This is a genomic window from Mesorhizobium sp. P2_D1, from assembly GCF_056404455.1.
On sequence record NZ_JBFUDZ010000186.1, the window covers coordinates 1 to 608 of the forward strand.

1 protein-coding gene is annotated in these 608 nt (G+C 54.5%); it reads right to left on the minus strand.

Annotated features, from left to right (window positions below; translation table 11 throughout):
• Nucleotides 1-281 (minus strand): hypothetical protein (locus tag AC1D0I_RS32880; RefSeq protein WP_477400231.1); only part of this gene is annotated, 281 nt, incomplete at its 3' end.
• Nucleotides 282-608: the final 327 nt, after the last annotated feature.

A 608-nucleotide genomic window follows, 5' to 3' on the forward strand; every position in this document is an offset into this window, starting at 1 on the left:
TTGGAATTGTCAGTCAGCCCACTTGGAGTCAGTTTGAACCCAGGACGTTGATCACGAAGGCTCTTTAGGGCGAGGAAGCCGGCGAATGCCGACATGAGGAGCAAGAAGATGCTTCCGAACTTTATGAGGGCGGGCCTGTTGTACCGGCCGAGTTCGGCAACTTGGCGTTCGTCTAACGTAAACATCCAAACCGCCAGCGCAATCAGCGACAGAGCTAGTGCAACCTGATACACAAGGTTGATCTTACGTCGAGGAAACGAAGTTTCGGCTTCAGTGATCATTGGTTTTCGAGATGCCTAACGTTTGACTTAAGCGGMSYGCCGWAGGCRSGTCCGCTTGAAGGAAGGGTTAGGCGCCAGTTTCGAGCTCGCCCGGTGCCGGTAACCGAAACGACGACTGCTCAAGACAGAGGGGATGCCCATGGGTAGCTCAAGCCTGTGACTCGCGGGAGAGAAATGCTCTCAGCCTTAAGGCAGCGAAGATGCACGGAACGAGCCAACCAACCAAGAGTATTTGGCCACCGATTGCTGTTCCGATCGATCCAAGCGCGGTGAACCCGAAAAGTAGGCTGCAGCTACGCAGTGTTTTGAGTTGGCTCATTGCGCTGT